This is a genomic window from Hyalangium ruber, from assembly GCF_034259325.1.
GTDB lineage: Bacteria > Myxococcota > Myxococcia > Myxococcales > Myxococcaceae > Hyalangium_A > Hyalangium_A rubrum.
The window spans coordinates 1-23,696 of record NZ_JAXIVS010000017.1 but is presented as its reverse complement, the minus strand read 5'-3'; the positions used below and the strand labels follow the sequence as shown (position 1 = coordinate 23,696).

Annotated in this window: 22 protein-coding genes; 16 read left to right on the top strand and 6 right to left on the bottom strand. The window is 68.6% G+C overall.

Annotation, left to right across the window (positions count from 1 at the left end):
- Positions 1-3 precede the first annotated feature (3 nt).
- From SYV04_RS36440 to SYV04_RS36415, 6 genes are all read left to right on the top strand, one after another.
- Positions 4-147: a hypothetical protein gene (locus SYV04_RS36440; protein WP_321550647.1), complete on the top strand. Its 144-nt coding sequence runs from the start codon at positions 4-6 to the stop codon at positions 145-147.
- A gap of 21 nt (positions 148-168) precedes the next feature.
- Positions 169-939 (top strand): potassium transporter TrkH, encoded by a 771-nt coding sequence (locus tag SYV04_RS36435; protein ID WP_321550646.1) that lies wholly within the window; start codon positions 169-171, stop codon positions 937-939.
- Entirely contained in the window at positions 917-1,879 is a 963-nt protein-coding gene (locus SYV04_RS36430; RefSeq protein WP_321550645.1) for a GNAT family N-acetyltransferase, read from the top strand. The genes SYV04_RS36435 and SYV04_RS36430 overlap by 23 nt, the downstream gene beginning before the upstream one ends.
- A 190-nt stretch (positions 1,880-2,069) precedes the next feature.
- A complete protein-coding gene (locus SYV04_RS36425; RefSeq protein ID WP_321550644.1) occupies positions 2,070-2,927 on the top strand; it encodes a DMT family transporter in 858 nt (285 codons plus the stop codon).
- Between the two features lie 106 nt (positions 2,928-3,033).
- Positions 3,034-4,011, top strand: coding sequence for an MBL fold metallo-hydrolase (locus SYV04_RS36420; RefSeq protein ID WP_321550643.1), 978 nt, complete (start codon positions 3,034-3,036; stop codon positions 4,009-4,011).
- 1 nt (position 4,012) lies between these two features.
- Positions 4,013-4,624: an MOSC domain-containing protein gene (locus tag SYV04_RS36415; RefSeq protein ID WP_422724010.1), complete on the top strand. Its 612-nt coding sequence runs from the start codon at positions 4,013-4,015 to the stop codon at positions 4,622-4,624.
- A gap of 22 nt (positions 4,625-4,646) precedes the next feature.
- On the opposite strand, the gene SYV04_RS36410 is transcribed toward SYV04_RS36415, so the two are convergent.
- The 4 genes from SYV04_RS36410 to SYV04_RS36395 all read right to left on the bottom strand — a co-directional run bounded on the left by SYV04_RS36410 (position 4,647) and on the right by SYV04_RS36395 (position 8,313).
- The gene (locus SYV04_RS36410) at positions 4,647-6,038 is read right to left on the bottom strand and encodes a serine/threonine protein kinase (RefSeq protein ID WP_321550641.1); all 1,392 of its coding nucleotides are present in this window, start codon (positions 6,036-6,038) and stop codon (positions 4,647-4,649) included.
- A gap of 113 nt (positions 6,039-6,151) precedes the next feature.
- The gene (locus SYV04_RS36405) at positions 6,152-6,532 is read right to left on the bottom strand and encodes a DUSAM domain-containing protein (protein ID WP_321550640.1); all 381 of its coding nucleotides are present in this window, start codon (positions 6,530-6,532) and stop codon (positions 6,152-6,154) included.
- 56 nt (positions 6,533-6,588) lie between these two features.
- Entirely contained in the window at positions 6,589-6,819 is a 231-nt protein-coding gene (locus SYV04_RS36400) for a hypothetical protein (protein WP_321550639.1), read from the bottom strand.
- 36 nt (positions 6,820-6,855) lie between these two features.
- Entirely contained in the window at positions 6,856-8,313 is a 1,458-nt protein-coding gene (locus SYV04_RS36395; protein ID WP_321550638.1) for a pentapeptide repeat-containing protein, read from the bottom strand.
- Between the two features lie 44 nt (positions 8,314-8,357).
- Here SYV04_RS36395 and SYV04_RS36390 point away from each other — a divergent pair, with 44 nt between their 5' ends.
- On the top strand, positions 8,358-9,323 hold the full coding sequence (locus SYV04_RS36390) for an RluA family pseudouridine synthase (RefSeq protein WP_321550637.1): 966 nt from the start codon (positions 8,358-8,360) through the stop codon (positions 9,321-9,323).
- On the top strand, positions 9,320-11,980 hold the full coding sequence (locus SYV04_RS36385) for a penicillin-binding protein 1A (protein WP_321550636.1): 2,661 nt from the start codon (positions 9,320-9,322) through the stop codon (positions 11,978-11,980). The genes SYV04_RS36390 and SYV04_RS36385 overlap by 4 nt, the downstream gene beginning before the upstream one ends.
- Before the next feature lie 114 nt (positions 11,981-12,094).
- Here SYV04_RS36385 and SYV04_RS36380 read toward each other — a convergent pair whose 3' ends face one another.
- A complete protein-coding gene (locus SYV04_RS36380) occupies positions 12,095-13,978 on the bottom strand; it encodes a sensor histidine kinase (RefSeq protein WP_321550635.1) in 1,884 nt (627 codons plus the stop codon).
- A 257-nt stretch (positions 13,979-14,235) separates the two neighbouring features.
- Here SYV04_RS36380 and SYV04_RS36375 point away from each other — a divergent pair, with 257 nt between their 5' ends.
- Entirely contained in the window at positions 14,236-14,643 is a 408-nt protein-coding gene (locus tag SYV04_RS36375; protein WP_321550634.1) for a response regulator, read from the top strand.
- Here SYV04_RS36375 and SYV04_RS36370 read toward each other — a convergent pair whose 3' ends face one another.
- Complete coding sequence (locus SYV04_RS36370) at positions 14,644-15,672, bottom strand: histone deacetylase family protein (RefSeq protein ID WP_321550633.1); 1,029 nt, start codon at positions 15,670-15,672, stop codon at positions 14,644-14,646.
- A gap of 150 nt (positions 15,673-15,822) precedes the next feature.
- Here SYV04_RS36370 and SYV04_RS36365 point away from each other — a divergent pair, with 150 nt between their 5' ends.
- The 7 genes from SYV04_RS36365 to SYV04_RS43830 form a co-directional block, all read left to right on the top strand.
- On the top strand, positions 15,823-17,889 hold the full coding sequence (locus tag SYV04_RS36365) for a methyl-accepting chemotaxis protein (RefSeq protein WP_321550632.1): 2,067 nt from the start codon (positions 15,823-15,825) through the stop codon (positions 17,887-17,889).
- 13 nt (positions 17,890-17,902) lie between these two features.
- A complete protein-coding gene (locus SYV04_RS36360; RefSeq protein WP_321550631.1) occupies positions 17,903-19,231 on the top strand; it encodes an MFS transporter in 1,329 nt (442 codons plus the stop codon).
- 121 nt (positions 19,232-19,352) lie between these two features.
- Positions 19,353-19,889 (top strand): twin-arginine translocase TatA/TatE family subunit, encoded by a 537-nt coding sequence (locus SYV04_RS36355; protein WP_321550630.1) that lies wholly within the window; start codon positions 19,353-19,355, stop codon positions 19,887-19,889.
- Positions 19,890-19,924: 35 nt separating this feature from the next.
- On the top strand, positions 19,925-21,130 hold the full coding sequence (gene tatC, locus SYV04_RS36350; RefSeq protein ID WP_321550821.1) for a twin-arginine translocase subunit TatC: 1,206 nt from the start codon (positions 19,925-19,927) through the stop codon (positions 21,128-21,130).
- On the top strand, positions 21,127-22,257 hold the full coding sequence (locus SYV04_RS36345) for a potassium channel family protein (RefSeq protein WP_321550629.1): 1,131 nt from the start codon (positions 21,127-21,129) through the stop codon (positions 22,255-22,257). The genes tatC and SYV04_RS36345 overlap by 4 nt, the downstream gene beginning before the upstream one ends.
- A gap of 60 nt (positions 22,258-22,317) precedes the next feature.
- A complete protein-coding gene (locus tag SYV04_RS36340) occupies positions 22,318-23,235 on the top strand; it encodes an MBL fold metallo-hydrolase (RefSeq protein ID WP_321550628.1) in 918 nt (305 codons plus the stop codon).
- A 328-nt stretch (positions 23,236-23,563) separates the two neighbouring features.
- On the top strand, positions 23,564-23,696 hold a 133-nt coding region (locus SYV04_RS43830), incomplete at its 3' end, for a helix-turn-helix domain-containing protein (protein WP_422724009.1).

The following is a 23,696-nucleotide window of genomic DNA, read 5'->3' as shown; positions in this document are numbered from 1 at the left end:
CCCATGACGACGCCCGCACAGCCGGTGAAGGCTGAGAAGAAGAAGAAGAAGGTCTACAGCCCGCCGCAGGTGCGCTCGGAGCGGATCCTCGTGCCGGACCTCTTCACCCCGAGCAACTGCGTCCCGGATCCCGAGTTCGGCTGCTGAGGGAGACGGGAGGGGGAGCGGATGCGGCGTCTGCGCTTCGGTGACTGGAGCGTGGAGGTGGATGCGCAGCTTCTGACCCTGGCGGGCGAGCGGTGTACGCTCGCCCCCTTCCTGTCCTCCGCGGAGTCGGCGTCCCGCCTGGTGCTGCGAGCGGAACCAGTGCCCGAGGGCCAGGGCGCTCCGCTGGATCCACGCTACCCCCAGGGAACGCGCTTCCAGGTAGACGGGGACGTGGTGCGCGTGGAGCCTCCCAAGGGCGAGCTGGATACGGAGCTGGCCCTGCGGGTGGGGATGCAGCTCGCCACGCTTCGGCAGGGAGGCCTGCTCTTGCACGCGGGAGGCGTGGCCTTCGGTGAGCGCGGGGTGGTGGCCATCGGTCCGAGCGGGGCGGGCAAGTCCACCTTCACCCGGCTGTGTACCCAGGCCGCCGGGGCCCAGGTGCTCTCGGACGAGGTGCTGGCCCTGTACCCGGAGGGGCGGGTGGAGGGCAGCCCCTTCTGCTCGGATCTGGATCTGCCCTCCACGCGTGCCCGCGCACCGCTGACAGCGGTGTTGTTGCTCCACAAAGGAACCGAGGAGCGGCTGGAGGAGGTCTCCCCTCGGGAGGCTCTCACGGTGATGCTGGGGCAGGTGTTCCGGCCGCTGCCGGGCGAGGGCTCGCCCCGGGAGGTGCTCCGGCGCCTGGCGCACATCGTCGAGCAGACCACGGTCCGCCGCTTCGTCTTCCGCAAAGATGAGGCCGCGGCGGGCTTCGTGCGAGACTGGCTCGATGGCAGGCAGATCGCCCGCTGACCTCACGGTTCTCCTCGAGTCCACGCCTCCCGGACGCCAGATCTGGCTGAGGGGAGCGGGGCGGAGCCTGTACCCGCTGCTGCGCAGTGGAGACTCGGTGCGGGTGCTGCGCTGCGAGTCGGAGGAGCTGGCCCGGGGCGACGTGGCGCTCGTGCGGGTAGGGCGGCGGCTGGTGGCGCACGTGGTCACCTCCACCGAGCCGGTGGTGACGGCCTCGCTGCTGGGGGTGCAGGACCCGACGGGCGTGGTGCTGGGCCGCATCACCGCGCTTCGCCGGGGGCGGTGGATGCTCCCGCTGCCCCGGCTGATTCGGCCCACGCTCTTCCTGGGGCATCGGCTGTTGGCCCAGGTGTGGTCGCGGCCCAAGGGTCGCGAGGCCCTTCGTGGGCTGCGGGACTTCACCGTGTCGGGCTGGTCTCGGCCGCTGCGGAGGCGGTGGTTGGGCCAGCTGGAGATCCGCCTGCTGAGGGCGGAGGATCTCGACGCGCTGCTGGTCTTCGCCGGAGAGCGGCTGCTGGTGCCCTCGGGCTTCCTGCGCATGCAGCTCTTGCGGCGCTGGTCGCGGGAGGACCCGGAGGGCGCGGCGGTGGGGGCGTTCGACCAGCGAGGGCGGATGTGCGGCTTCGCCTGGCTGGACAACTACCGCGAGGAGGGGCTGGCGCTGGACGGGTTGTGGGTGCGCTCGCTGGTGGTGGCGCCCCGGGCGCGGCGCATGGGGGTGGCCTACCAGATCATCTGCTGCCTGGTGGAAGCGGCTCGGGCGCAGGGAGCAGACCGGCTCTTCGCGGACATCGACGATGACAACGTGGCCTCCCTGCGGACGTTCCGGAGGGCGGGGTTCCGGTCCTCCACGCCCGAGCTCACCCAGCGCGTCAACGAGGAGTGGAAGGTCGCGGGAGGCGTCAAGCCCCTGGTGGTCCTGGAGCGCACGCTGATTTGACGCGATGGGGATTGCGCGAGTGGGCCCGGTGCGCCAAAAGCCCGCGTCGTTCGGTGTCGATTTCGCTGGGGCAGAACATGACGCGGGAGTTCAGCCATGGAGAGGTGCTGGGCATCGCCATCCTCGGTGTGACGTTCTCCTTCCTCCCATGACGGAGCGGCGGGCCCGTCTCCAGGCGGATGGAGTGTTGGTGGCGCTCACGATCCTGTGGGGCGTCGCCTTCGTGGTGGTGAAGGACGCGCTGGGCCACGGGGACCCGTTCACGTTCCTGGCGCTGCGCTTCGGCGTGGGAGCGGCGGTGCTGAGCGCGATGGCGCGGCGTCGGATGTTCGAGCCGAGCCATCTGCGGCGGGGGACGGTGCTGGGCGTCTTCCTCTTCGCGGGCTTCGCCTTCCAGACGGTGGGGCTGGCGACGACCACGCCCTCGCGCTCGGCGTTCATCACCGGGCTGTATGTGCTGTTCGTGCCACTGGTGCTGCTGGTGCTGTTCCGGCGGGTGCCGCGCGTCTCGTCGCTGCTGGGGGTGGTGCTCTCGGCGGTGGGGCTCTACTTCCTCACGCGCCCGGAGGTGGGCTCCACCGAGGGGCTCTCCCGGGGAGACGGGCTCACCCTGGCGGGAGCGATGGCGTACGCCGTCCACGTCGTCCTCACGGAGCGCTATGCGCCGAAGGAGGGGGTGGTGGCGTTGGTGGCGGTGCAGTTGTGGGTGGTGTCGTTGGGAGCGGTGTTGTTCCTGCCCTTCGTGGAGGCGCGGGTGGCGTGGACGCCGGCCTTCGTGGGGGCAGTGCTCTTCTGCGGGGTAATGGCCAGCGCCGTGGCCATCGGGTTGCAGACATGGGCGCAGGCGCGCACCTCGGCCGTGCGCGCGGTGATCATCTACTCGCTGGAGGCGGTGTTCACGGCGGTGGCCTCGGTGGCGCTGGGGTACGAGACGCTAGGGGTGCGCGAGTGGGTGGGAGGTAGCCTCATCGTCCTGAGCGTGCTGGTCTCGGAGCTGAGCGCGGCCGTGTGGGACTGGCGGCGGGCGCGACAGGAGACCCAGGCGTAGGACAGGCTCCTCGCCTGCTGGGGAATCGAACTGGCGGGCCCTGATGGGTGGTTCGCCAGATCGAGGACGCAACGGGTCAGGAGGCGCGCTATACCGAGGCGAGCGCATGAGCGTCGAGCTGAGGCGAAATGGACTGCACCTGACGGGGACGCCGCTGTCGCTGGACGCGACGCGCAAGACGCCCTTGTCCTTCGTCAGCCACGGCCACTCGGACCATATCGCCCGGCATGAGAGCACCATCGCGACGGCGGCGACGCTGCGCTTCATGGCGCACCGACTGGGCAAGGTGAACGCGCCGCTGGCGGTGCCGTACAACCAGCTCTTCGAACTGGGCCCGCTGATGCTCGAGCTGCTGCCGGCGGGACACATCCTGGGCAGCGCGCAGCTCCGGGTGATTCGCGGAGATGGCCGGCGCATCGTCTATACCGGGGACCTGAACGTGGTGCCCTCGCTGACGGCGGAGCCCACGCAGGTGGCGGAGTGCGACGTGCTCGTCATCGAGGCCACGTTCGGGCATCCGCGCTACCGCTTCCCTCCTCGGGAGGAGGTATTCGGGGCGGTCGAGGCCTGGGTGCGCCAGCAGCAGGAGCGCGACACGGTGCCGGTGCTGCTGGGCTACGCGCTGGGCAAGAGCCAGGAGGCGATGAAGCACCTGGCGGGCCGTGGCTTCGAGCTGGTGGCGCACGAGTCCATCTTCGAGATGGCGCAGCTCTACACCGAGCTGGGAGTACACATCGAGCGGCTGCGGTGCTTCGACGGGACGGTGAAGCCGGGCGAGGTGCTCTTCTTCCCGCCGCACCTGTCACGCACGGGCGGGCTGACGGGGATCTGGCCTCGGGCGACGGCGGTGCTGACGGGCTGGGCGTTGGATGCGGGGGCGGCGTACCGGTACGGGGCCCAGGTGGCCTTCCCGGTGTCGGACCACGCGGACTGTCCCTCGCTGGTGAAGTACGTGAAGGCGACGGGGGCGCGCGAGGTGCTGACGCACTACGGCTTCAAGGCGGAGCTGGCGCAGGTGCTGCGGGATGAAGGCATCGACGCGCGGCCGCTGGGAAGCAAGCCGCAACAGCTCGCGCTCTTCTGAGGTGGCGCCATTGGGTACGCACCTGACGGGCCGCTCCGTGCGCGTGTTGATCGGCCCCGAGCCGAAGAACCTGATCACCCGGGACATGCCGGAGGTGAAGGTATCCTTCGAGGGCTTCGTGGGAGACCGGCACGCGGGGCTGACGCGGAAGGCGGACGTGCGCACGCCCCGGTTTCCGCGAGGCGCGCTGGTGCGCAACACGCGACAGGTCTCCATCGTGTCGACCGAGGAATTGGCGCTGATCGCCGAGGCGCTGGGTGTGCCACAGGTGCTGGCGGCGTGGTTGGGGGCGAACCTGGAACTCGCGGGAGTGCCTCGGCTGACGCAGTTGCCACCGGGAACGCGGCTCGTCTTTCCGGAGGACGCGACGCTGGTGGTGGAGGGCGAGAACGAGCCCTGCCGCAAGGTGGGGAGAACCGTGGAGTCCCACCACCCGGAGCAGCCAGGCTTGGCGAACCGCTTCGTGAAGGCGGCGCACGAGCGGCGTGGGCTGGTGAGCTGGGTGGAGCGCCCGGGCGTCATCCGTCCAGGAGATCGGGTGAAGGTAGAGCTACCGCCAGCGGTTGCCTACTCGATGCCCGCAGTGGCGGATCCAGCCGTCTCGAAGCCCTGAATCTTCTTCTTGGAGAGTGGCTTCAAGGGTGCTCCGAGGTGTTGGACTTGGGCCCATCAAAAGCAGCGACGACGCAGAGGGTGCCCCACTCGAAGCCCTCGTTCCCACAAGGTGGCTTGATGTCTAGCCGGACCCAGCAAGCGCCATGAATCTCCACCTCCGAGCGAGGCCGGCATGGAGGCTTGCGTTGGCCTGGGAAAGGCTTGGTTGGCATCGGCAGGCCGATGGCGTAGGTGGGCACCCCAGCGCTCGGGAGCGCAGCCGTCGAAGCGTAGACCTCCCCCACTCCCGCGTCCGCGAGGCCCGTCAGGCGCTCTTCAGGAGCACCTGCGTTCTGCGCCTCTTCTTCCTCGGCATGCGCTAGCTCCATGGTTTTGGGTGGCTGTGGGGGAGTGGCTACCATCCACACCACCAGTGCCAGTGAGGCGGCGATTGCGGAACTACCGACCCAGGAGAGCCAGACGGGGACCGTGAGATGTGAGCGCGGACCTGGTCGGGAGGTCTTCTGCGTTTGCATCATGCTGGGACGTTTCGTGAGAGGCGCTGCCCCGGAGTTGATCGCTGCCTGCTCCAGAGCCTGGGCCAACTCTGCTGCCGTGCCTCGCTCTTCACTCTTCTCCGAGAGCATCCGGAAAATGAGCCGCTCAAGTTCCGGAGTCACCGTGGCCAACTCTCTTGGTGGCAGAAAACGCGAGGGCTCGGCCGAGGAGGTGTCCGGATTGGTGAGAGGGCCAGGGTAGGTACCTGTTACCAAGCGATAAGCCGTCACCCCCAGTGCGTACAGGTCATCGGCCGGCTGAGAGATGTAGTGCGCCTCTGGGGTGCGGCGAAATTGGCGCCGGAAGCGCAGCAACTCAGGGCTGCGGTAAACCTCGGTACCCGGGGGAATGACGGTATCGGTGAGCGGACGCGCCCCCACATGCCAGGCGGCTCCCAGATCCACCAGTACGGCTTGGCCCTCGGAGTTCACCAGTACGTTGTCGCCCTTGACGTCCCGATGCACGCCCCTGATGCGGTGAAGCTCCGCTAGAGCGTGCGCCACGTGGGCCAGGGCTCGTGCTGCGGAGGCATTGCTGAGTCCCTGCGAATTCCGCCAAGCGTACAGAGGCAGGCCTTCCACCCACTGCATGACGAGGTAGGGGTAGCTCTGCCCATCCGGCGAGAGCCATTCCCCTTTGTCCAACAGCCTGGGCAAGTGTGGCGAGCGGGCAGAGTCCAGCAACTTCGCCTCCCGCTCGAAACGCGCATCCATGGGCTCACGGGCGAGCTTCAGCGCGGCCACGGTGGCAGGCTCAGCAGTGAGCTGCGCGCGGAAGACAACGCCGAAGCTCCCACGTCCTGCGCGATCGATAAGCTTCCATTGGCCGAGCATTTCGCCAGGGAGAGGAGAGCGAGGGCCAGCGGTTTTCGTCATGGAGGCGTCCAATCAGGTGAGCAGTCCGGCACCCTACCTTGCACGGTGGTCTGACTGCCAGCACCAGCCCCGACCCGAGTGTCGTCTCGCGGGATTGCTACGCCCGGTGTCAGCTACGACAGCTTGTTGAGCTTGGCGAGTTCACCCTCGGCAATCTCGCGATAGTGCGGGACCACCTCGACGGTGAGCACGTGTCGCATCTCCTGACGAGCCCCCTTGAGATCCCCGGCATCCTGGAACTCATGCATCCGGAAGAGCGCATCGCCGATGCGATTCGAGCCCTCGCGGATCCGCTCTCGAATCTTTCGGAGCAAAGCGGTCGCACTTTCCACGGTAGCGAGGGCCTCTTCCGCTTCGGCGACGCTGATGGCCACTGTTGGAGCCGAGCGCAGCAGAAGAGCGCGCACGTCCTCTGTGAGTGCGAAGGCTTGTCCCTGCTGGACTCGGGTGTCCAGCACCCGAATCTCATGCCACTCGCCTTCCTCGTGCTCCATGCTCGCGCCTGCTCTTTGCGTGACCTACACGTGCGCTAACGGGCTCGGGTCCTCGCTCACTTGGGCCCGGGATAGTTGGACCACAGCGCGTACGCGACCACGATCCACACGGGCAGCAGGAGGAGGAACGGGACGATCGTGGCGCGGGAGAACCAGCGGAAGAAATGTCCGCTGGAAGCCCGATACACCAGATTCACCAGCACGAGCAGCACCCCATAGGGAACCGCGCTCGCGAGCCACAGCGCCAGCGCGGTCACCATGAAGACAAGGACAACGAAGGCATCCATGCGCATCCCGCCTTCGTCGCTACGCCGGAGGTCCGCTCACTCCGGCGACTGGACGATGAGCTTCTCCTTGCCGCACACGTCGCAGCGCAGGTGGACGAACAGGTCGTCCTCGCTCTCCTCGGGCACCTCGCCCTCGGGCACGCCCAGCTCCGCCTTGCCCAGCGCCGGCACCTTCGCCGGGATGTCCTCCGCCTTCAGCGCCTGGACGTACGTCATCTCCCGGTCGTGGCACTCGCGCGTCTCGGGGCCCGTGAGCCACTGCGGCTCCATGCCCTCCGGCAGCCGGCTCACCAGCTCCAGGTTCGTCACCGTCTCCGCCAGGTACGCCAGTCGCCGCAGCCGCGCCTCGTCCGGCAGCGCCGCGAACACCTGGAAGCCCTCGAACAGCGCGTTGCGGTCCTCGCCTGTCGCCAGCTGCGCCAGCTCCATCGCCGCCTCGGCCGACTCCAGCGCCTCGTCCCAGTTGTTCTCCGGCGTGAAGCCCGCCTCCAACAGCGCCGTGTAGAGCTGCGTGGCCGACAGCCGCCGCCGCGCCTCCTGCAGGTGCTCCACCACCTCGTGCGTCAGCCGCAGCTCCAGCAGCGCCCCCGTCACCCGCGGGTCGATCGCGCCCGTGAGGTCATCCACCTCCACCTCGGCCCGCAGCGCGTCCTTGAGCACCTTGGCCGCCGAGAACCGGAACTGCGGCAGCACCCCCACCTCGCGCAGGTACATGGCCGCCACCGCCGCGTCCTTGCTCCCCATCCGCAGCGCCTTCTGCGCCCGCTCCACCGCGCCCGGGTCCGCCGACGGCTTCTTGTTCTCCAGCCGCGACTTCACTGCCTCGCGGTACATCGCCTCCAGCGAGGAGCCCGGCGGCAGGCGCTGCGGCACCAGCGGCCTCAGCCCTGGCACATCCAGCACCCACGGCGGCGGCGCCGCCAGGCGCTTCAGCACCCGGAAGAACAGCGCCCCGGGCGGGTCCTGCGGCTTGAAGGGCGGCAGCTCCTCGGCGGCTGGGCCCAACACCGCCGTGGCAGCCGCGCCCAGCGCCTTCTCCCGCTGCTCGCGCGTGAAGGCTGTAATCCCCTGGGCGGGCGGCGGCGGGGGAGGAGGTGCCTCCTCGCCATCCAGGCCCACCACCCGGTCCATGTCCACGTCCTCCATCTCCACGTCGTCCAGCCCCTTGGCGCCCGTGAAGTCGCAGCGCAGGAGCTTCAGCTTCTCGAACGTGGCCCCCTCGAGGTTGGCGCCTCGGAAGTCACAGTCCTGAAGCCGCCCCCCGTGGAAGTAGGCGTTGGACAGGTCCGTGTCCCGGAAGTTGATTTTCGAAAGGTCGCAACGCTCCCACTCCGAGCCGACAAGCCCCAGGCCCGACAGGTCCGCGTTGGCGGAGAACAGCTGCGTGAAGGTGGCGCCGGTGTGGTCGGTCGCTACCTGGCCGGCCTTGCGGAGCTTGTTCCACTCGGCGGAACCATTCTGAAGAAGCTTCTCGATACTGGGTGCCTTCGGCATGGACCGGCAATTATTCGTGTGGTCTGGTCCCGCGCCAAGAACAAATGATCGAGTACCGAATCGAAGAGGACAGTGTGGGGATGCGGCTGGACAAGTACCTCCGCAAGCGCTTGGCCTCCATGCCCACCAGTCACCTCTTCAAGATGATCCGGGTGAAGAAGGTCCGCGTGAACGGCAAGCGCGCTCAGCCCGAGCAGCTCCTGGCCGCCGGAGACGTCATCACCATCCGCGGGGACGAGAAGCAGCTGCTCGGCCCCTCCCCGGACGGCCCGCGTCCCCCGCCTCCTCCGCCTCCGGTGGACCCCAGCGAGCTGGTCGTCCTCCTGGAGGACGAGTGGATGATGGCCGTGGACAAGCCCAGCGGCATGGCCGTCCACACCGGCAGCGGCATTACCGGCGGCACCCTGGTGGACTACGTGCGCGCCTACCTGGGCCCCAAGGCCGTCCGGAACGACTTCACCGCCTCGCCCGCCCACCGCCTGGACCGGGAGACCTCCGGCGTCATCCTCGTGGCCAAGCGCCGCCCGGCGATGGTCCACTTCACGGAAGTTTTCACCCACAGTAAAGCCCGCAAGCGCTACATCACCCTGGTGAAGGGGAAGATGTCCAAGGATTCGGGGGTCATCGACCTCCCCCTGTCGGAGCACCAGCAGACGGCCGAGTCCAAGGCCCGTCGAGGGGTGAACATGCAGGAGGCGCTCACCCGCTGGAAGGTCATCCGGCAATCGAGCGAGGTGGCGCTCCTCTCCTGCACCATCGAGACCGGGCGCACTCATCAGATAAGAAGGCATCTGGCCGCGGTAGGCCACCCTGTTGCCGGGGATAGGAAGTATGGCGACTTTGCGTTCAACCGAGACGTGCGGGCTCGGTGGGGCTTGAAACGTTTGTTCCTGCACGCCGAGCGCATCGAATTTCCGCACCCCCAACACGGCGGGAAGGTCGCGGTGGAGGCGCGGTTGCCTCCAGAGCTGAAGGACATACTCAAAAGAGCTGCGCTGGAACCGTCATGAGCACACCTGATCCGAAGAACCTCGATCGCAGCCGCGCCAAGCTCGTCCTTGATGGGGTGAAGAAGGGCCGTTGGTGGCTCTTCCCCCTGAAGCTCATGTGCTGGCTGGCCCTCACGGGCGCCACCGCGGGCGCGGTGGGCCTGGTGGGGGTGTACTACATCTACTCCCCCGGGCTGCCGGCCATCCCCAAGGTGGACGAGTACTGGCCGCCCATCGTCACCGAGGTCTACACCGACGACGCGGTGCTGGCCGGCGAGTTCTACAACCAGCGGCGCAAGGTGGTGCCCTATGAGCGCATCCCCAAGCGGTTGGTGCAGGCCTTCATCGCCAGCGAGGACTCGAGCTTCTTCGACCACATGGGCGTGGACGTGCTGGGCACCGCGCGCGCGGGCTTCAAGACCATCGGCTCGAAGCTGGGGCTGCGCAGCGGCGGCATCCAGGGTGGCTCGACGCTGACGCAGCAGACGGCGAAGGCGGTGCTCATCGGCGCCGAGGGCTACAAGGAGGCCACCGCCAAGACGCTCACGCGCAAGATTCGCGAGGCCATCCTCGCCCGGCGCCTGGAGGAGGCGCTGACGAAGGAGGAGATCCTCTACCTCTACCTGAACAACGTCTTCCTCGGGCACCACAGCTACGGGGTGCAGAGCGCGGCGGAGAACTACTACCGCAAGGACGTGCGGGACCTGACGCTGGGGGAGATGACGCTGATCGCCGGCCTGCCACAGGCGCCCAGCCGCTACTCGCCCTTCCTCAAGCCGGAGGCGGCCAAGAGGCGCCGCTCGTACGTGCTGCGCCGCATGCTGGTGGAGGGGATGATTACCCAGGCCGAGCACGACACGGCCAACGCCGAGCCGGTGAAGGTGTACCCGGTGGAGGACGTGTTCCACGAGTTCGCTCCGTACTTCGTGGAGCAGGCCCGCCGCGACATCGTCGACCGCTACGGCAACCCGGCGCTGCTGGAGCAGGGCCTCAAGGTGTTCACCACCATGGACAGCGAGCGGCAGCGCGCCGCGCAGGAGGCGGTGCTCAACGGCCTGCTGGAGCTGGACAAGCGCCAGGGCTGGCGCGGCCCGCTGATGAACCTGGACACGGACGAGAAGCGCCAGGAGTTCATCTCCCGCGGCAAGAAGGCCATGGGCGACGAGAAGCTCCAGCTGGGCCGGCTCTACGTGGCGCTGGTGACGAAGCTCGACGAGAATGGCCAGGGCGCCGACATCCAGGTGGGGCCGCACGCCGCGCGGCTGCCGCTCTTGGGCATGCGCTGGGCGCGCAAGGTCAACCCCGAGTCCTACTACTCGCCGGGAGCGATGATCTCCACGGTGAAGCGGGCCATCGCGGTGGGCGACCTCATCGTCGTGCGCCACGTGAAGAAGAAGGACCTCACGGACGACAAGGAGCAGTGGGACAAGAAGCTCGCCTCGGAGATCCCCGATGACGAGGAGCCGCCCGCCGCCGAGGGCGCCGTCGTCCCCGCCAGCGCGCAGACGGCGGATCTGGCCAAGCCGACCCAGACGGGGCCGAAGCTTTTCCGGCTGGAGCAGCTGCCCGAGCCGCAGAGCGCACTCGTCTCCATCGATCCCCACCGCCAGTACCTGACGGCCATGGTGGGCGGCTACGACTTCGACGACAACGAGTTCAACCGGGCCTTCCAGGCGTGCCGCCAGCCGGGCAGCTCCTACAAGCCGCTGGTGTACGCGGCCGCCATCGAGAAGCTGAACTGGACGCCGGCCACCGTCATCGTCGACTCGCCCATCGTCGAGCACGATCCGGACAACAAGGTGTCCTGGAAGCCGGAGAACTACACCTCGGAGTTCCAGGGCGACGTGCTCTTGCGCACCGCGCTCGTCAACTCCATGAACATCCCCGCGGTGAAGACGTTCGGGGCGGTGGGCACCAAGAACATGTCCGAGTGGGCGCTGAAGCTCGGCATCTCCACGCCGATGAACATGGACTTCTCGGCCGCGCTGGGCTCCTCGTGCGTCTACCCCATGGAGCTGGCGCAGGTGTACGCCACTTTCAACCGCTACGGACGCAAGAAGCCCACCTACTTCATTCGCAAGATCGAAGACCGCTGGGGCCGCACGCTGGAGGACCACACGGCGTTCGACGACCCGTGGGCGCCGCTGCAGGACCGGGTGGCCGCGGGCTACGCGCGCCTCTTCGAGCCGGGTGAGCAGGTGATGAGCCCCGAGACGGGCTTCATCATCACCAACCTGATGCGCGGCGTGGTGCTGGAGGGTACGGGTGGTCCGGCCCAGCGCCTGGGCAAGCCGGCGGCGGGCAAGACGGGCACCACCAACGACTCGTTCGACACCTGGTTCGCCGCCTTCACGCGCGACCTGGTGACGGTGTCGTGGGTGGGCTACGACCTGAACCCGCACCCGCTCAACCGCTACGAGACGGGCGGTCGCGCCTCGCTGCCCATCTGGCTGGAGTACATGAAGAAGGCGCTCGCGGGCCGCCCGCAGCCGGAGTTCTACCCCTGGTCCACCATGCAGCTGGTGCGCCTGACCATCGACGAGAAGACGGGGAAGATCGCCTCCAGCAGCAGCCGCGACAAGGAGGTCATGTACTTCAAGAAGGGGACGGAGCCGAAGGAGGCCACCCCCGAGAAGGGCCAGATCGACGAGCGCGAGTTCCTCATGGGGCAGCAGTAGCCCCTGCTTCCCGTGGCGCTCAGCGCAGCCTGCGCGCCACGGGGTCGAAGAGCCGGTCCGGCAGGTTGCGCACCATCCGCATCGCGGTGGACATGGGCTAGGGGAGGGACTGCGTCAAGCCTCGGGTGAGGCCAGCGGCAGGTTCACCTCGAAGGTGGCGCCCTGGCCCGGCTCGCTGGCGGCGCGGATGGTGCCGCCGAACGCCTCCACCAGGTGGCGCGTGAGGTAGAGCCCCAGCCCCAGCCCGCCGAAGTGCTCGGCGGACACCGCCCGCTCGAAGCGGTCGAAGATGCGCGGCAGGTGCTCGGGGGAGATGCCGATGCCCTCGTCCTTCACCACGAGCCGCGCGCCCGTGGGGCTGCGCTCGGCGCGGATGTGGATGGGTCGGCCCACGCCATACTTGAGCGCGTTGCTGAGCAGGCTGCTCACCACCTGCTCCAGGCGAATGCGGTCCCAGCGCCCCACGACGGGCTCCTCGGCGCGCACCTCCAGCTCGGTGCTCGTGCGCAGGGCCTGCGCGGCGAAGCGGCCGATGACCTCGCGCACCAACGCCGAGAGGTCCACGAACTCCAGGTTCAGCTCCAGCCGGCCCGCCTCGAGGCGCGAGACATCCAACAGGCTCTCCACCAGCGTGGACAGCCGCTTGCTCTGACGCTGGAGCGCGGCCACGTGCTCGCGCAGGCGCGTGGGGTTCACGATGGCGCCGCCCCGGTCCAGCTCCCGGCGCAGGCTCTGCAGCCGCAGGGCCAGCGGGGTGAGCGGCGTCTTCAGCTCGTGCGAGGCGACGGCGAGGAACTCATCTCGCAGCCGCACGGCCTCCTGCGAGGCGCGGTAGAGCAGCGCGTTGTCCACGGCCAGGGCGGCGCGGTCGGCCAGCTCCATGGCCAGGTGCAGGTCCGCCTTGCGGTAGCGCCGGTGCGAGCCGGTATACGCGAAGGTGATGGCGCCCAGCGTGCGTCCCCGCGCCTGCAAGGGGGCGACGAGGTACGACTCGAGCTCCAGGGTGCGCAGCGTGCGCAGGTGCTCCGTGTCCCTTGCGGCCAGGGGCAGCTTCGCGTCCGGCACCTCACCGCGCAGCTCGGGCCGGCCGCTGCGGATGACCTTGCCAGGGCCGAAGGAGTCCTCCAGGCGCGAGGGCCAGCGGTGCTCGAGCTCCCAGGCCACGGCCGCCTTCTCCGGCGCGCGGTGCGCCACCGCCAGCCGGCGAATGCTTCCGTCCTCCTCGAGGATGTCCACCGTACACAGGTCCGCCACCGTGGGCACCGCCAGGCGCGCCACCCGGTCCAGCGTCACGCGGTAGTCCAGCGAGGCCGCGAGCGCCTGGCTCGCCCGGGAGAGGAACCGCGCCCGGCGCTCGGCGCGCTGGGCCTTGCGCCTCATGCGCGCGGAGTCGATGGCGGCGACGAGGCGCCGTGCCAGCTCCTCGGCTATCTCCAAGTCCTCGGTCCGGTACGGGGGCAGGGGCTCGCTTCGGGCCAGCAGCATCAGCCCCAGCACGCGCCCGCGGCTCGACAGCGGCACCACCAACAGCGAGCGGGGCTGGTGCTCCTCCAGCCGCGCGAGGTGCTCGGGCAACGAGCCCACCATTCGGCGGACCTCCAGCGGGTAGTCCACGAAGAGCCGCGACAGGCCCGTGTGCAGCACCTCGTGGATGGGGCTGCATGCGGTGTCGGGGCGATAGTGGCCCGGCACGGCGCGCAGGTGGGCCTCGCTCTCCGCGTTGCGATGGACCGCCACCACGCGGTGCAACTGCCCATCGGCCCGGATGAGGTCCAACAGGCCAAAGGTGGCCAGCTCGTAGGAGGTGGCCGCGCGAAGGGCCTTCTGCAACCGGAGGCGGAGGCTGCCCCGTCGGACGGAGAGCAGGCGGCCAACCCGGGAGAGCAGCTGCAAGGCCTCGTTGGCCTGCAGCTCACGCCTGCGGAGAGGACGCCCCTCGGGGGCAGCCGGTGTGTCCTGGCGCGGCGCCTCGTTGTGCGGGTCCTGGGTGGGGTCCATGGTGAGGGGTGGGAATCTCCGTAAGTGTCTGTCCCAACGGCGATGGCCGCTCTCATTGAGGTAAGTCCTGGGATGCCAATGTGCCGTCGCTGTTCCCCAGGGCATGGGGCGAGCAAGAGGACCGCTCATGCCACACGAGAGATATTCCCAAGGTGGACCCAGGGAGCCTGGCTACCTGGTGTCCACCCGGTGAAACCGTCGGTCAGTGGCGCCTCCCCGACTTCATCAGCACCGTGAAGAGGAGGGAGGAGAGGGAGATGAATCATCCAAGCTGCCTGCTGGTCATCGATGACGACCATGACATCCTCCTCTCCCTGCAGGATGCGCTCGAGATGGAGGGTTACCACGTTGCCACCGCGCGGACTGGCCGCGAGGGACTGGAGCGCCTGGACAGCGGGCTGCGCCCGGACCTCATTCTGCTCGATCTCATGATGCCGGACGTGAGCGGGTGGGCCTTCCGGGCCCGCCAGCGCGCGGATCCCGCGCTCGATGCCATTCCGGTGGTCGTCGTCTCCGGGCAGGGCTTGAGCACGCACGATGTCGCCGAGCTCGGGGTGGCTGGGTACCTGCCGAAGCCGTTGGACCTCGATTCCCTGCTGAGCACCGTGGCGCGCTTTGCGCCACCCCCCGCGCCGCCGGAATCGGCGGGGCTCTCGTCCTGGTAGTCAGAGCGCGGGCCAGTAGGGCCGCAGGGCCTCGCGGCTCAGCGCGAGCGCGTGCATCGCGTCCGAACTGGTCTCGCCGGTGGGGAAGGAGTCGCGCCGCCCCGCCAGCACCTCGATACAGGCATGCACGGACTGGGAGAGCCCCTCCAGGGAATAGCCCCCCTCCAGGAGCAGTACCAGGCGGCCTCCGCACAGGCTGTCGGCCAGCGCCTTCATCGCCGAGCACATCGCCGCGAAGCCGCGCTCGCTGAGCAGCATTCCTCCAATCGGGTCATGCCGGTGGGGATCGAAGCCCGCGGAGACCAGCACGAGCTGGGGCCGGAACGCGTCCGCGATGGGCAGGAACAGCTCCTGGAAGAGGGCCCCATAATCCGCGTCCGAGGCGCCACCCGGCAGGCCGCAGTTGATGGTGAAGCCCTCGCCCGCGCCGACGCCCACTTCGTGCGGCGCTCCCGTGCCCGGGTAGTAGGGGTATTGGTGGACGGATTGGTAGAGCACGTCCCGGCGCTCCCAGAAGGCCGCCTGGGTGCCGTTGCCGTGGTGGACGTCCCAGTCCAGCACCAGCACCCGCTCGGCGCCGTGCCGGCGTGCCGCCTCGGCGGCGATGGCCACGTTGTTGAAGAAGCAGAAGCCCATGGCTCGCCCGGGCTCGGCGTGGTGGCCCGGAGGACGCACCAGCGCGAACGCGTTGCTCGCCCGGCCCGACATCACCTCCTCCACCGCCTGCACCGCGGCCCCCGCGGCCAGCACCGCCGCGTCATAGGTGTCCGGGGAGGCCTGGGTGTCCGGGTCGATCTCCGCGCGCTCTCCGGCCAGCCCCAGCAGGTACTTTCGCAGCTCGGGGGTGTGGACCGAGGCCAGCTCCTGCTCCGTGGCCGAGCGCGGCTGGCCCACCTGCGTGCCCGCCACCGGCTTGCGCGCCAGCACCGAGAGGATGCTCCGCAACCGGGCCGGGCTCTCCGGATGCTGCCTGCCGGGTTCGTGCTTGAGGAAGAGGGGATCGGTCAAAAGTAGGGTGGGAGGCGTCATACCAGGTAGGTTCCAAGGGCAGGGTAGGGCCAGGCCTACGCTCCCAGTGCCCCAGAATCCACGGGGTTCCGGGATTCTTCCAGCCCCGCTGCGCGAACGGCCTTCCCGTTCCTTGCCCTTTGTTCGATTCCCTCCGTAGATTGCGGAGCCTTGGCTCGTCGCTTCCAGAAATACGGTCTTCGTGGAGTCCTCTTCGGGTACTTCGCCCTGGCTCAGGCCATTCTGTTCCTGGCGCTCTTTCTGGCGGTGCCGGACACGGTGAGGGGGTTGTTGGAGGAGCGGCTCGTCGAGCACGGCCGGGCCAAGGCCCAGGAGATCGCCCGCCTCATGGGCGCCCAGGAGCAGGAGCTGGTGCCGGGGGCTCCCCTGCGCGCGACGCTCAACAGCCTGCTGGAGGGCGATCGGGACTTCGCCTTCGCCTCGGTGCTGGGCACGGATCGCCAGCCCCTCGGCTCCACCACCCGAGCGCCGGCGACGCTCAAGGAGCTGTTGGAGCAGTACCAGCAGGCCGGCTCGCCGGCGGAGTTCAAGCCGAGCGCGGGGAGCTGGCTGCTCGTCGAGGTGATCCGCAACCGGGACGACAAGGAGCTGGGCTGGGTCGTGGTGGGGATGAACTCCACCTCCATCCAGGAGGCCGTCGGCACGGTGCGCCGGACGCTGGCGCTCATCTTCGTGATTGGTCTCGCGGTCTTCATGCTGCTCTTCTTCCTCATCTCGCGGGCGCTCATCCTCCAGCCGCTGGAGGCGATGATGTCGATGGCGCGCCGGCTGGCGGAGTCGGACCTGACGGGCCGCGTGGAGGTGGGCACCCAGGACGAGCTGGGCAAGCTGGCCGAGGCCCTCAACCGAATCGCCCTGAGCTGGCGGGAGACGCTGGGCCGGGTGCGCGGCGTGTCCGAGAGCCTGGCTGGCGTGATTGAGCAGATCTCCCGTACGGGCACCACGGTGTCCTCGGGCGCCTCCACCATCCAGTCGCGGGTGGAGGAGACCTCCTCCTCCATGGTGGAGATGCTGGCGAGCCTGCGAGGCATCGCCGAGAACGTGGAGGTGCTCTACCAGAGCGCCGAGCAGAGCAGCTCCTCCATCATGGAGATGGCGGCCACCAACGACGAGGTGGCCGAGAACGTGCAGTCCATGGCGGGCAGCGTGGAGGAGACCACCAGCGCCATCGAGGAGATGTCCTTCTCCATCCGCGAAGTGGCCACCAACATCTCGGCGCTGTCGGCCTCCACGGAGGAGACCTCTTCGTCCATCAAGAAGATGGACTCCTCCATCGGACAGGTGGAGACCAACGCCAACGAGACGGCGCGCCTGTCCGAGCAGGTGTCCGAGGACGCGCAGTCGGGCGTGGAGTCGCTGCAGAAGACGCTCACCGGCATCGACCGCATCAAGGACACCAGCCGCTCCGCCGCTGGTGTCATCGAGAGCCTGGGCAAGCGCATCTCGGACATCGGCAACATCCTCAACGTCATCGACGACGTGGCCGAGCAGACGAACCTCTTGGCGCTCAACGCCGCCATCATCGCCGCGCAGGCGGGCGAGCACGGCAAGGGCTTCGCGGTGGTGGCCGACGAGATCAAGGACCTGGCCGAGCGCACGGGCGCCTCCACCAAGGAGATCGCCGACCTCATCCGCAGCATCCAGGAGGAGAGCCGCAACGCGGTGGCGGTGATGAACCAGGGCGTGCGCAACGTGGAGGAGGGCGTGCAGCTGGGCCGCGAGGCCGAAGGGGCGCTGTGGAAGATCAACGACAGCGCGCAGAAGGCCACGCAGATGGTGAAGGCGATTGCCCGGGCCACGGTGGAGCAGGCGCGCGGCAGCCGGCAGGTGACGGGCGCCATCCAGCGGATTTCAGAGACGGTGCAGATGATCTCCAAGGCCTCCAACGAGCAGGCCAAGGGCAGTGATCAGATCATCAAGAGCGCCGAGCGGATGAAGGCCATCACCGCGCACGTGCAGCGCAGCAGCCAGGAGCAGACGCAGGGCAGCAAGCAGATCACCCGCTCCATCGAGAGCATCAACGAGATGGTCACCCACCTCAACCGCGCCCAGAAGGAGCAGACGATGGGCAGCGAGCAGGTGCTCAAGGCGGTGGACACCATCAAGGGCGTCTCCGAGCACCAGACCCGATCGGTGCGGCAGCTGGAGGAGGCCATCGATCATTTGCAGAAGCAGGCGGAGGTGTTGCGCGCCGAGGTGCGCCGCTTCCGCGTCTGAAGGGGTTCCCACCATGTCGTCCCCTCCCGCTGTCTCCGAGCGCGCCGTCATCTTCCTGATCGGGGCGGTCCAGTTCGTTAACATCCTCGACTTCGTGATGGTGATGCCGCTGGGCCCCTTCTTCGCGGAGGGGCTGCAGATCGACTCGGCGCACATCGGCTACGTGGCGGGCAGCTACACGGCGGCGGCGAGCGTGGCGGGGCTGGTGGGTGGCTACTTCCTGGACCGCTTCGATCGGCGCAAGGCGCTGGCCGTCTCCATGCTGGGGCTGGTGCTGGCCACGGCGGCGGGAGGCCTGGCCTCGGGGCTGTCGACGATGGTCCTGGCCCGGGTAATGGCCGGCATCTTCGGTGGGCCGGCCACTTCGCTGTCGCTGGCCATCATCGCGGACATCATCCCCGCGGAGCGGCGCGGCAAGGCGATGGGGGCGGTGATGGGCTCCTTCTCGGTGGCGCAGGTGGTGGGGTTGCCGCTCTCGCTCCAGGCGGCCAACCTGGCCGGGTGGAGGGCCCCTTTCCTGGGCGTCGCGGCCATGGGGGTGTTGGTGGTGCTGGGCGCCATCTTCTTCCTGCCGCCCATGCGCGGGCACCTGGAGCAAGGGGCACGCCCGGGGCACAAGGTGGGCACCCTGGAGCTGCTGGGCCGCAGGGACGTGCAGCTGTCCTATGTGATGTCGGCGTTCGTGATGATGAGTGGCTTCGTGCTCATCCCCAACATCCCCACCCACCTCGTGCAGAACCTGGGCTACCCGCGCCACGAGCTGTGGGTGCTCTATTTCGTCGGTGGCTTCGTGAGCTTCGCGACGCTGCGGCTGGCGGGCCGGTGGGTAGATAAGTATGGCTCGTTCCGGGTGGGCTCCATCGGCGTGTTCGGCTCGGTGGCGATGACGTACCTGGGCTTCGTCAACTACCCCCAATGGCTGCCCATCTACGCGCTCTTCATGGGCTTCATGATGTCGATGGGGCTGCGCAACGTGGCCTACAACACGCTCACCTCTCGGGTGCCGGAGAACGCGGTGCGCGCGCGCTTCCTCTCGCTGCAGTCGGCCATCTCCCACATGGCCTCGGCGCTGGGCTCGGCGGCCATCGCTCCGCTGATGCTGACGAACCTGCCGGACGGAAGGCTGGGGGGGGTCGCCGAGGTCGCCTGGGTCTCCATCGTCCTGACACTGCTGGTGCCGCTGATGCTCTACATCGTCGAGCGTCGGGTCCGGAGCCGTGTCCCGTCGGCCCAGGCCGTCCAGACGGCCGAGGCGGCCGCCAAGGCGGCGGTGGCCCAGGTTCCGGCGCCGACGCCCGCGGGGACGGCGCCCCTGCCGTCCCAGTCGAATTCTCAGCGTTAGCAAGCGGGCGTCCTGGCGCATCTCCGCCCGTTGGGGGAGGCGCTAGGAGTAGGCTCTGGGTTGCACCCGACGTCCCATGGCGCGATAACCCCTAGCCAGCCTTCCGCGGAGCCGTCCGTACATGTTCAACATCGGCGCAGGCGAGATGATCTTCATCCTGGTGGCCGCGCTGCTCATCCTTGGGCCGCAGCGGCTGCCCGAGCTGGCGCGCGGCATCGGCAAGTTCCTGCGCGAGTTCCGGCGGCAGACGGATGAAGTTCGCTCGGTGGTGACGCGCGAGTTCTACCAGATGGACCAGGAGTTCCAGCGCGAGCCACCCCGGCCCGTGCCCGCTCCGGTACCTCCGGTGGAGCACCCCGCGATGTCCGCCTCCGAGCCGGCCGCGCTTCCTCCGCCCGCGCACGTGCCAGCCCACCTGGAAGGTGGGAATTACGCCCACATGATGCCTCCTCCGGAGGTGCTTCCCGCGGTGGAGGCTGCTCCCGCCGTGGAGCCGCAGTCGCTGGGGGCCACGGTGGCGGCGGTGGCCGCGCAGGGCGAGCCGGTCGCGCCGCAGGAGAGCGCTCCGGCGGAAACCTCGGGTGAGCAGGAGGAGGCCGTGCCTCGCTTTGCTCCCATTCCGGGCACGGTGGCCCGTAACGCGCCGAAGCAGGGCTAGCCTTGGCACTTCCGAAATTCGATCCTGAAATGCGCATGTCGCTGGCGGAGCACCTCACGGAGCTCCGCTCGCGCCTCCTCAAATGCACCCTGGCGGTGATCGGCCTGGGGACGATCTCCCTCATCTTCGCCAAGCCGATCTTCGGGCTGTTGATGCGGCCGGTGCTGGAGGCGCTGCCGCCGGAGGGGCGGGCGCTCATCTACACCTCGGGCATCGAAGAGCTGAACGTGCTGATGAAGGTGGGCGTGTACTGCGGCATCTTCCTCACCACGCCCGTCATCCTCATGCAGCTGTGGGGCTTCGTCTCGCCGGGGCTGTACCCGGAAGAGAAGCGCATGGCGGGGCCCTTCGTGGCGGCGGGCACGCTGTCGTTCCTGATCGGCGCGCTGTTCTGTTACTTCGTGGTGCTGCCCTCGATGTTCAAGTTCCTCCTGAACGAGGAGGAGACGCTGGCGCTGGAGTCGCGGCTGGACACGGGGCGGCTGCGGGCGGAGGACGCGCTGCGCTTCCTGCGAATCGGAGACGCGGAGCGGGCGGGGCAGCTGGCCAAGGGGGCGAGCGAAACGCTGCGGGCGGAGGGCGAGGGGCAGGCGCGGGAGCTCGAGGTGGTGCCCGCCGAGAGCGTGGAGATGACGGGGCGGCTGGCGGGGCTGGGGCAGCTGCTGGATGCGGCGGCGGACGGCTTCGGGGTGTCCTCGCGGGTGGTGCTGCGGCAGGCGGTGGAGAAGCGGGTGGAGGCGGTGGAGGCGGTGGGCCGCAAGGACTACGCGGTGTCGGCGGTGGCGATGGACGAGGCGGCGAGCCTGCTGGCGGGTGTGGCGCCCACGCGGGCCGAGGAGCTGGCCGGGCTGTGGAAGCTGGAGAAGGAGCTGGCGGCGGGCAAGGCGCGCTACGAGGCGCTGCGGTGGACGCGGCCCATGCTGTCGATGAACGAGCAGCTCTCGCTGGTGCTGCTGTTGATCCTCGCCTTCGGCGTCATCTTCGAGCTGCCGCTGGTGATGGCGCTGTTGGGGGTGGTGGGGGTGGTGCGCAGCAAGTGGCTGTTCAAGTACCAGCGCCATGCGTTCGTGGTGTGCCTCATCGCCGCGGCGGTGCTGACGCCGACGGGTGACGTGGTGAACCTGTCGCTGATGGCGGGGCCGATGCTGCTCTGCTACGAGCTGGGCGTGCTGGCGGTGTGGCTGATCGAGCGGCGGAGGGCGCGCCAGGAGGCGGCCGCGGGCATCGCCCCGACGCCATGATGCACACGCACACGTCACCGCTACGGCCTTCGCCGCGCCGACGCCTGGCGATCAACCTCCGGTACTTCTGGGCGTTGCTGCGGCGCTTCCGGACGACGCTGATGCTGACGGCGGTGCTCTTCCTGGGGGCACCGCCGTTGTTCCAATGGCGGTGTGAGGTGCCGGGAGGAGAGCCGGTGCCGGCGGGCAAGGCGCTGCAGCACGTGTACTTCCTGTTGTTCGGGCAGCCCTCGCTGGACTGCTCGAACGATTGGATGGGCATCGCGCTGAACATGCTGATTCCGCCGGTGGGCATCGCGCTGGTGGTGGACGGCGTGGTGCGCTTTGCCTACCTGTTCTTCGCCAAGCACAAGAGCGACAAGGAGTGGATCGAGGTGATCGCCGAGACGCTGAAGGGGCACGTCATAGTCTGTGGGGCGGGGCGGGTGGGCTACCGGGTGGTGGACCAGCTCCGGGCGATGGGCAAGGACGTGGTGGTGGTGGAGAAGCGGGAGGACGGGGCGTTCGTGGGGGTGCTGCGAGACGAGCAGGTGCCGCTGCTGATCGACGACATCCGCAGCCCGCAGTGCCTGCCGCGCACGAACGTGAAGGCGGCGTCGGCGATCGTCTGTGCGACGGACGATGACCTGGCGAACCTGAACATCGCGCTGGACGCGCGGCGGTTCAACCCGAGCATCCGGGTGGTGATTCGCCTGTTCGACGACGACCTGGTGGCGAAGGTGCGAGACACGTTCAAGGCGGAGGCGCTGTCGAGCTCCTCGCTGGCGGCGCCGGCGATGGCGCTGGCGGCGTTGGATCCGCGAATCGTCCACTCGTTCCGGATTGGCCGGCACCTGATGGTGGTGTCGGTGTTCGAGGCGCGGACGGGGCTACCGGGCACGAGCATCTCCGAGGTGCGGGACCGGTTCGGGGCGCTGACGTTGGCGTTGAGGCGGGGGGACACGGAGAAGCTGCACCCGAGCGGGGACGAGCGGATGCAGACGGGGGACCTGGTGACGATGCAGGCCGAGTACTCGGACTACCGGCGGCTGCGAGCGTTCACGGGAGAGGCGCAGCCGCCGATCTGGTCGGACAACGAGACGGCCTTCCAACTGCCCGCGGATTCGAAGCGGACGGGCACGGACTGAACGGGTTGTCGGCTGGAGGCGGGAGCGCATAAGAAGTGCGGCCTCTCAGGAGACCGCACCATGCGTCGCATTGCATCCGTTCTGCTGTTCACGCTCATGACGGGTTGTGCCACCACTCGGAGTCCGGAGGGTGCGCAAGTCACGCTGACCTCTCGCGCGGACGCACGGGTGGGGACATACGTGTCCTCGCCGTGGGGGTTCAGCACGTCGTCGTACTGGATCGAGGGCCCGGAGGGGCTGATCCTGATCGACACCCAGTTCCTGCCCTCGGCGGCGGAGGAGTTCGTGAACTGGGCGGAGCAGATGACGGGGAAGAAGGCGCAGCTGGCGATCGTGCTGCACCCGAATCCGGACAAGTTCAACGGGACGGACGTGCTGCGCAAGCGAGGCATCCGGGTGGTGACGAGCGAGCAGGTGCGGGCGGCGATTCCGCACGTGCATGAGATCCGCACGAAGGCGTTCGCGGAGCGCTACAAGCCGGACTACCCGACGGAGGTGCCATTGCCGGACAGCTTCGGAGCGGCGACGACGGAGCTGAGCGCGGGGGGCGTGACGGTGAAGGCGCACGTGATGGGGGCGGGGTGCAGCGAGGCGCACGTGGTGGTGGAGTACGAGGGGCACCTGTTCCCGGGGGACATGGTGGCGAACAACGCGCACAGCTGGCTGGAGATCGGCAAGACGGACGAGTGGCTGAAGCGGGTTGACGAGATGAAGGCGCTGAAGCCGAAGTACGTACACCCGGGGCGAGGCCCATCGGGCCGAGCGGGCTTGCTGGACCAGGAGCAGGCGTACCTGGAGCGGGTCATCGCGGAAGTGGCGGCGGAGAAGCCGCAGGGTGAGCCGACGGCGGAGGGGCTCGAGCGCATCAAGCAGAGGATCCTCGCGGCATATCCAGGACAGGGTTTCGACGTGTTCCTGAACATCGGCCTACCGGCAGAGTGGAAGCGGCAGGCGCAGGCCGCAGCCGCGACGAAGTAGCTCCCGGTGGAGAGCCCAGTTAGGAATGCCTGAGTCAAAGTCGGCCGTTAGCACTGGCGTGAGCAGAGCCTGATAAGAGCGAGAGCATGAAGGCAATGGAGCGCCGTTCTGCCGTCCAGGGAGTGCAAGTTGAAGGAGAAGGGGCCGGCGAGTTCGTCAGGCGAGTGCGGGCTGGGCACCTCCGGCCGACGGTGGGCGAGCGCATCGCGCAACCTATCGCAGTCGCGAGCCCAGGCCACTGGCAGCCGGTCCTTGATCGGCAGCCGGGTGCGCTATAGCGTCTCAGGAAAGTAATGTCCGCGCGGAAGAGCCAGGGTAGCTTGGCAGGATGCGAAGTCGAGGCTCGCCCGAAGAGTTGGAGCATCGGCGCTGGCTGGCCATCCAGCGCTTGGTGGAGGGATACGCTCCCGATGAGGTAGCGGAGTTCCTCGGTGTGGATGTTCGGTCCGTGCGCCGGTGGC

Excerpts from the sequence above, each read along its gene's own strand:
- SYV04_RS36440 (WP_321550647.1), top strand. The coding sequence starts at position 4 with ATGACGACGCCCGCACAGCCGGTGAAGGCTGAGAAGAAGAAGAAGAAG.
- SYV04_RS36435 (WP_321550646.1), top strand. The coding sequence starts at position 169 with ATGCGGCGTCTGCGCTTCGGTGACTGGAGCGTGGAGGTGGATGCGCAG.
- SYV04_RS36430 (WP_321550645.1), top strand. The coding sequence starts at position 917 with ATGGCAGGCAGATCGCCCGCTGACCTCACGGTTCTCCTCGAGTCCACG.
- SYV04_RS36420 (WP_321550643.1), top strand. The coding sequence starts at position 3,034 with ATGAGCGTCGAGCTGAGGCGAAATGGACTGCACCTGACGGGGACGCCG.
- SYV04_RS36410 (WP_321550641.1), bottom strand. The coding sequence starts at position 6,038 with ATGACGAAAACCGCTGGCCCTCGCTCTCCTCTCCCTGGCGAAATGCTC.
- SYV04_RS36405 (WP_321550640.1), bottom strand. The coding sequence starts at position 6,532 with ATGGAGCACGAGGAAGGCGAGTGGCATGAGATTCGGGTGCTGGACACC.
- SYV04_RS36400 (WP_321550639.1), bottom strand. The coding sequence starts at position 6,819 with ATGGATGCCTTCGTTGTCCTTGTCTTCATGGTGACCGCGCTGGCGCTG.
- SYV04_RS36395 (WP_321550638.1), bottom strand. The coding sequence starts at position 8,313 with ATGCCGAAGGCACCCAGTATCGAGAAGCTTCTTCAGAATGGTTCCGCC.
- SYV04_RS36390 (WP_321550637.1), top strand. The coding sequence starts at position 8,358 with ATGATCGAGTACCGAATCGAAGAGGACAGTGTGGGGATGCGGCTGGAC.
- SYV04_RS36385 (WP_321550636.1), top strand. The coding sequence starts at position 9,320 with ATGAGCACACCTGATCCGAAGAACCTCGATCGCAGCCGCGCCAAGCTC.
- SYV04_RS36380 (WP_321550635.1), bottom strand. The coding sequence starts at position 13,978 with ATGGACCCCACCCAGGACCCGCACAACGAGGCGCCGCGCCAGGACACA.
- SYV04_RS36375 (WP_321550634.1), top strand. The coding sequence starts at position 14,236 with ATGAATCATCCAAGCTGCCTGCTGGTCATCGATGACGACCATGACATC.
- SYV04_RS36370 (WP_321550633.1), bottom strand. The coding sequence starts at position 15,672 with ATGACGCCTCCCACCCTACTTTTGACCGATCCCCTCTTCCTCAAGCAC.
- SYV04_RS36360 (WP_321550631.1), top strand. The coding sequence starts at position 17,903 with ATGTCGTCCCCTCCCGCTGTCTCCGAGCGCGCCGTCATCTTCCTGATC.
- SYV04_RS36355 (WP_321550630.1), top strand. The coding sequence starts at position 19,353 with ATGTTCAACATCGGCGCAGGCGAGATGATCTTCATCCTGGTGGCCGCG.
- tatC (WP_321550821.1), top strand. The coding sequence starts at position 19,925 with ATGTCGCTGGCGGAGCACCTCACGGAGCTCCGCTCGCGCCTCCTCAAA.
- SYV04_RS36345 (WP_321550629.1), top strand. The coding sequence starts at position 21,127 with ATGATGCACACGCACACGTCACCGCTACGGCCTTCGCCGCGCCGACGC.
- SYV04_RS36340 (WP_321550628.1), top strand. The coding sequence starts at position 22,318 with ATGCGTCGCATTGCATCCGTTCTGCTGTTCACGCTCATGACGGGTTGT.